This is a genomic window from Grimontia sp. AD028 (assembly GCF_000973155.1).
Taxonomy (GTDB): Bacteria; Pseudomonadota; Gammaproteobacteria; order Enterobacterales; family Vibrionaceae; genus Enterovibrio; species Enterovibrio indicus.
Genome location: NZ_LASY01000106.1, coordinates 21203 through 27523 on the forward strand (window position 1 = coordinate 21203; position 6321 = coordinate 27523).

At 46.7% G+C, this 6321-nt stretch carries 7 protein-coding genes; 6 read left to right on the top strand and 1 reads right to left on the bottom strand.

Annotated features, from left to right (window positions below; translation table 11 throughout):
- Positions 1-281 precede the first annotated feature (281 nt).
- The gene (locus RN22_RS20065) at positions 282-476 is read left to right on the top strand and encodes a hypothetical protein (protein ID WP_002542479.1); all 195 of its coding nucleotides are present in this window, start codon (positions 282-284) and stop codon (positions 474-476) included.
- Positions 477-541: 65 nt separating this feature from the next.
- Here RN22_RS20065 and RN22_RS20070 read toward each other — a convergent pair whose 3' ends face one another.
- On the bottom strand, positions 542-1591 hold the full coding sequence (locus RN22_RS20070; RefSeq protein ID WP_046307126.1) for a M28 family metallopeptidase: 1050 nt from the start codon (positions 1589-1591) through the stop codon (positions 542-544).
- A gap of 452 nt (positions 1592-2043) precedes the next feature.
- Here RN22_RS20070 and yiaY point away from each other — a divergent pair, with 452 nt between their 5' ends.
- The 5 genes from yiaY to RN22_RS20095 all read left to right on the top strand — a co-directional run bounded on the left by yiaY (position 2044) and on the right by RN22_RS20095 (position 5865).
- Complete coding sequence (yiaY, locus tag RN22_RS20075; protein WP_046307127.1) at positions 2044-3192, top strand: L-threonine dehydrogenase; 1149 nt, start codon at positions 2044-2046, stop codon at positions 3190-3192.
- Positions 3193-3289: 97 nt separating this feature from the next.
- Positions 3290-3595 (top strand): DUF6482 family protein, encoded by a 306-nt coding sequence (locus RN22_RS20080; RefSeq protein ID WP_046307129.1) that lies wholly within the window; start codon positions 3290-3292, stop codon positions 3593-3595.
- A gap of 78 nt (positions 3596-3673) precedes the next feature.
- The gene (locus RN22_RS20085; protein WP_046307131.1) at positions 3674-4978 is read left to right on the top strand and encodes a mechanosensitive ion channel family protein; all 1305 of its coding nucleotides are present in this window, start codon (positions 3674-3676) and stop codon (positions 4976-4978) included.
- 66 nt (positions 4979-5044) lie between these two features.
- Positions 5045-5461 (top strand): GNAT family N-acetyltransferase, encoded by a 417-nt coding sequence (locus tag RN22_RS20090; protein WP_046307133.1) that lies wholly within the window; start codon positions 5045-5047, stop codon positions 5459-5461.
- Positions 5462-5586: 125 nt separating this feature from the next.
- Positions 5587-5865 carry a hypothetical protein gene (locus RN22_RS20095; RefSeq protein WP_002542472.1) on the top strand — a complete coding sequence of 93 codons (279 nt, stop codon included), beginning with the start codon at positions 5587-5589 and terminating at the stop codon, positions 5863-5865.
- Positions 5866-6321 lie beyond the last annotated feature (456 nt).

The window sequence follows — 6321 nt, forward strand, 5'->3', positions numbered from 1 at the left end:
CACTGTTTATGTCCGAGGATTTGCGGGGTATTTGTCAGGGTTTTGACAAGAAATTCAGGATGTATTTGATTTATCTACCCCGTGTTTTTAGTCGGTTACCGTTAATAGCTTGGGTCACTGACTCTGACAGAATTGATAAGATTTAGGTATGACACTTGAGACATGCGTTCTCAATTGAGAAATGAAATAACAGAAGACGGATCTTGGTTGAAATCTGGTCGGTCTGTTTGAAAATAAATATGTTAGTAGATTGGTCTTTTAAACCACATTGAGCGATACACATGAAAATTTTGCCATACGAAGAACTTGAAGAGGCGACTCTTGTGGCGGACACCAAGCTGGTCAATGGCGTTTATGTCATGGACAGGCGCGATAGAAGTGATCGACGCAAGAATCGAGGAAAATTCCAAGGTTATGACCGACGGGTATCTGCCGATCGCCGAGCGGGAACCGGTGGTATTGACGAGATCATTTAACTTGTCTTCATGCCTTCAACAAAAACAGCGACGCCAAAGCGTCGCTGTTTTTGTTTGGGAGATGGCTACATCCAGTTATTGGCTTGTTCCGCGAAGCTGATCAACACTTGAATATTCTGATCCAGTTGTTTTTTTAGCTTGTCGCCAAAACGGGGTGTGAGCTCGTCCAGTCTATCGAAACGGGTATGCCAGATTTTCCCCCAGTCCTGCTCTTTTTCGCTGTCACAAGCACCTATGGTCTTCGAATCAAAGCATGTCCAGAGATCTTTATGGGTCGTCTGTGAGTAACCATCATTTCCGTTTTCACCGTTAATCATAAAGTTTGTGGCTTCAAACTGGGCAATTGGCACACCTATGCAAGCAAAAGGGGCATGATCAGACCAACCCCCCGTTTCACCCTCTGGGTATCCTTTCACTGTTGGGTGCAAGATATGCGCATTTTCGCCATACAACTTATCAGAGACTGCTTTAAGGGCAGAGCGAACCTTGGTACTGGCGTTGTAATTAATCTCAGGCGCATAATCACATTTGTAAGGTTCTGAGTGAGCGCTGTGAACATAGAGAATGTCACCGCCGATAATGGTGTCGAGATTGATCATGCCGATCAGATTTGCGGTGGCACTTTTATCCTGAATGTAAGCCTTAGAGCCATTTAATCCATATTCCTCAGCGCCAAAAGCAACAAGCTTTAGGGTATAGGGGAGAGTTTTACCCTCCAGTGCTTTTGAAACAGCCAATAGAGCAACCACACCAGAACCGTTGTCGGTTGCACCCAGAGAGCCTTTGTCTTCCCCTTTGGTGTCATAATGCGCGCCGATGAGCAGCACTTTATCTGATTCACCCTGGATGGTGATTTGTACGTTTTGAGATTGAAGCTTCTGTTTATCAAGCTCGAAATCAAATGTCAGCATTTCCGGCTGGTAGCCTTGTTTCGTCCATTCCGCCGCTATCCATTCAGCGGTTTTCTTTTCCTCTACCGAACCGGCTTTTCTTGCGCCAATCCCTTTTGCTGGGTCAGTCATGATAGTGAGTTGTTCCCACGCATAATCGTTGGCGAAGGTGGGGTGGCTGAGCAGCATGCTACCCATGAGGGTGAGTGTGATCGTAGCTTTCATTGCGTCATCCGTTTCTTATTGGTTTTTTTGATTTGTTGGGCTTAATGCCCAGCGTTCAGACTATCGACTAAGCCAGCGCCGTCCTATCTGTTTTCGACACGATAAGCCGCTAACTCGTCGCGCGTTTTATGAAATATACGTGCTATCAGATAGGTGAACGGCTGTGTGAAAACGAACTAGGTGTTATTCAAGTGAAGGAAAACTATCACGCCTTTCAGAAAAACTGTGATGAACAAGATGATCCAGTGTGCGTAACAGAGCTTATCAAAAATGGTGATTACGAGACTTGTCGCAAATTACAGTATGATGTGTATTAAAAATAGGACAATGAATTGTTCTAGATCAAAGTCTTGCACGCAATCGAGGTGTTACAAAAATTAGGCACGTACAAGGTCAATACATCCGTATTCGTGCACCCTACATATTCAAATAACAACTCCAGGAGAATCGCAATGACGAGCGCATTTTTTATCCCTACCGTTAACCTGATGGGCGCAGGTTGCCTTGTAGATGCCGCTGATGCCATTAAGTCTCACGGCTTCAAAAATGGTCTGATCGTGACCGACAAGGTGCTGAACGAAATCGGCATTGTAGAAAAGGTTGCGGCTCTTCTGACTGAGCGCGATGTGCAAACTGCGGTGTTTGATGGCACACAGCCAAACCCGACCATTGGTAACGTTGAAGCGGGTCTGGCTATTTTGAAAGAAAACGGCTGTGACTTTGTGATTTCTCTTGGTGGCGGCTCTCCCCATGACTGTGCAAAAGGTATTGCGCTGGTAGCAACCAACGGCGGCAATATTGGTGATTACGAAGGTGTCGACCAATCTGCGAAAGCCCAGTTGCCTTTGATTGCGATTAACACCACGGCGGGTACGGCGTCTGAAATGACCCGCTTCTGCATCATCACTGACGAAGCGCGTCACATCAAAATGGCGATTGTGGATAAGAACACCACGCCGTTGATTTCTGTTAATGACCCAGAGCTGATGCTGGCAAAACCTGCATCACTCACTGCTGCGACCGGTATGGATGCACTGACTCATGCGGTAGAAGCGTATGTTTCAACTGCAGCATCTCCAATTACTGATGCGGTTGCGATTAAAGCGATTGAACTTATTCAGGCAAACCTACGCACCGCTGTAAATGATGGTCAGAACCTGGTTGCGCGCGAGCAAATGGCGTACGCGCAGTTTATGGCTGGTATGGCGTTTAACAACGCATCTCTGGGCTATGTGCATGCCATGGCGCACCAGTTGGGTGGTTTCTACGACCTTCCACACGGGGTATGTAACGCCATTTTGCTGCCGCATGTGCAGCGCTACAATGCGCAGGTTTGTCCTAGCCGTCTGCGTGACGTTGCAAAAGCGATGGGTGTGAACGTTGAAGCATTGTCACCAGAAGAAGGTGCAGAAGCAGCACTTAACGCCATTCAAGAACTGTCAAAAGATGTAGGTATTCCAGCAGGACTGGAAGTGTTGGGTGCGAAAGCAGATGACATACCAGTATTGGCCGACAATGCCCTGAAAGATGCCTGTGGTTTCACTAACCCGAAACAAGCTACGCACGAAGAGATTTGCGAGATTTTCCGCAACGCAATGTAATCTCATCAGCACGACTAAAAAGCCGCTTTGCGAAGCGGCTTTTTTGAACCATATAGCAAAGCCTCCCGTAACGTTTTGTTGACCACAGGAGGCCGCCATGAAAACACCACTCACTAAACTCGAAAAATACTTCGTTATCGACAAGCTCATTATCCACTCTCTGGACCTCTGCCTCTATCAGGCCTCTGTCATCATTGATGGGGAAGAGCACTTTGTGTGTTATGACGACGGTAACTTCCTACGAACCCATTCGCTCATCGAAATTCAAAAGTGCTGCAAAAATCTGAAAGCGAAAGAAACGGTTCTCCGTCAGGAAAGCGCGTACGACGAAATGGTTGGGGCGCCAGCCAAAGGCGAAACAAACGCGCTGGAAGTGCCTTTGAAGGACTGCGGACTTTACTGAGCCCTGTATCAAAATTGCCTCACCGGACAGGAAACCTGACTGATACGCTCAATCAAGTCAGAGAAGGGAGTTCGGTAGATGTTAGATCATGGTGTTCGCAAGTATGTAAACGACAAACTGACACAAATGGGGTTCGATACGGACCCTTACGGCGCCGAACCTACCTTGGTATTTATCTTGGCTGCCATTGGTATTGCGGGCATCAGCTACCTTCTTGTCCATCGTGTTATCGTCAAATTCGTCAATCACGCCATCAGCAAAAACAAGCAATCTTGGGCAAACAGCCTAACCAAGCATGAAGTATTGGAAAAACTCGCTGCGCTTGTGCCAGTAATGATTCTTGATGTCTTGGTTCCACCTATTCTGACCCATCATCCTTTGCTTGCGACCATGTCAGACCGATGCCTTGGCATCGCTGTTATCGTGATGTTTATCTGGATGATGTTTGCGCTTCTTGATGCACTTCATGATATTGCCTACCTAAAAGGCATCAGTCGCCGGATGCCAATCAAAAGCTTTGTTCAGCTCATCAAGCTCTTCACTTTCTTTGTCGGCATCGTGATCTGTATTTCTATTCTGGCGAACGAATCACCCATCATTTTCCTCAGTGGATTAGGCGTGGCGACAGGCCTTGTCATGTTGGTGTTCAAAGACACCATCTTGGGTTTTGTGGCGGGAATTCAGCTTTCCGCTAACCGTATGGTCAGCCTGAATGACTGGATTCAAATGGATGAATACGGAGCAAGCGGCACGGTAGAGGAGATTTCTCTGACAACGGTGAAAGTGCGGAACTTTGATAACACCATCAGCATGCTGCCCGCCTACGCGTTGGTACAGAGCGCATTTATCAACTGGCAGGGAATGTCCGACTCAGGTGGTCGTCGTATAAAACGCTCTGTACATATCGACTTAACTTCTATTCGTTTTCTCTCCGAGGGTGAGATCGAATCGTTGAAAGAAATACGAATCTTGCGCGAGTTTTTGTTTGAGCGGGTGAAAGAGATCAAAGAATTCAACGAGAGTTTTGAAGATGTCCACCACGCCGCGAACCTTCGTCAAATGACTAACGTTGGAGTATTTCGCGCCTATCTTGCCGTTTACCTTCGCGCACACAAGGATATTCATAATTACATGACGTGTATGGTGCGCCAATTGGAACCTACCGCGGAAGGTTTGCCGCTTCAGGTTTATGCTTTTGTGAACAACACGGACTGGGTGTTTTATGAAGGCGTGCAGGCAGACATCTTCGACCATATCTACGCCATCATGCCGATGTTTGGTTTACGACCCTTCCAGTCATTTGGTGGCCATGATGCAGTCAATATCGGATTGGGTAGTCAGCAGAATAATGCCGCGCCGATTGGTGACCAGATAGGACAGTAGCTTTCCACTCATAAGATCTGCTTTGACATGGTAATGTGTTACCAGACTTTGATACGGAAAACCGAAATGGAAATTCGACACATCAGTTGGCAGGAAACCATCGACATTCGTCACAGAGTGCTGTGGCCAGACAAACCCCCTGAGTTTTGTAAAGCGGAAGGGGACGATGAAGCCCTTCATCTAGGGGCTTACGCCAATGAGGAGCTGATTTGTGTGGCGTCTTTGTTCTTTGATGGTGAAGTGGTGCGCTTGCGAAAATTTGCAGCATTAACGGCGTATCAAGGTCAAGGTGTTGGGTCTTCGGTACTGAATGCAGCGTTTAAAGAAATGAAGGCACGTGGTGTATCGATGTTTTGGTGTGACGCTCGCGAAGCTGCCATGGGGATATACCGAAAATTCGGGATGAAACCATCGGGAGAACGCTTTTATAAAGGCGACATTCCTTACTTCAAAATGTCGATAAACTTCGCAGATTTTCCCTAACTATGTGCCATGTCCCACGCCTAGAGAATGAGCGTTTGAATCTAATTCCGTACGGTATATTCTTTAAACTCAGCGTTTGAAACATACAAATCTTCAGTCGTTTAGTTGAAGGATAGCCAAATACGATGGGTACATTTTGGGGTAAAGTGAATGACTCTCTCGCCGACACACTCAATGACTTTTTTGAGTATCGCGGGCGAGTGTGGATTGTGAGCATTCGCGAGAATCAATTGTTGAATGACTCTTTGATTGTTTCCGAAGATTCTTTCCGTGAGCCTATGGACTGGATGGTTGACCAAGGCTATCCCGATGATGTCCTCGAAGAGCTGGAATACCTCAAGCTGTCTCAATCGATCAGCGTTAAAGTGGGTGATATCGAACACTGCATCATGCGCGTGAAGTAACTCAGCGAAACAACGAAAACCCCTCCAGAATCAAAGTGCAAAGTCGGTGCATCTTCTGCACCGACGATGATCATATCTCTTCTCCATACAAACCCATTTCAATACTAATCATCTATAAATCAGTTAGTTAAAAAGTTGGCAAGATGGTTGCTATTAAGAGTATGGCGTGCGCATGCAGAACTTCTGCAAACGTTACGTTTACTCCTTGCTGTCGTTGTTGGTTTCTCTGTCCTATCGATCCTCCGTTGATTGGACAGGGAAACATTTTTTTATCGGCATCCTACAACTCCAGATTTTCACCTACCGCGAGTTTCATCCGAGTTCATTTATATACCCAAACAACCTGAAGATGCTCGCATTGAGGGCCTCCCTTCGGGCGAGTTGACTGACGCCGTGCTCTTTGTTGTTCCTTTTTGATGGAGGTGACTACACCTGCAAAGGAACGCCGCGATCACA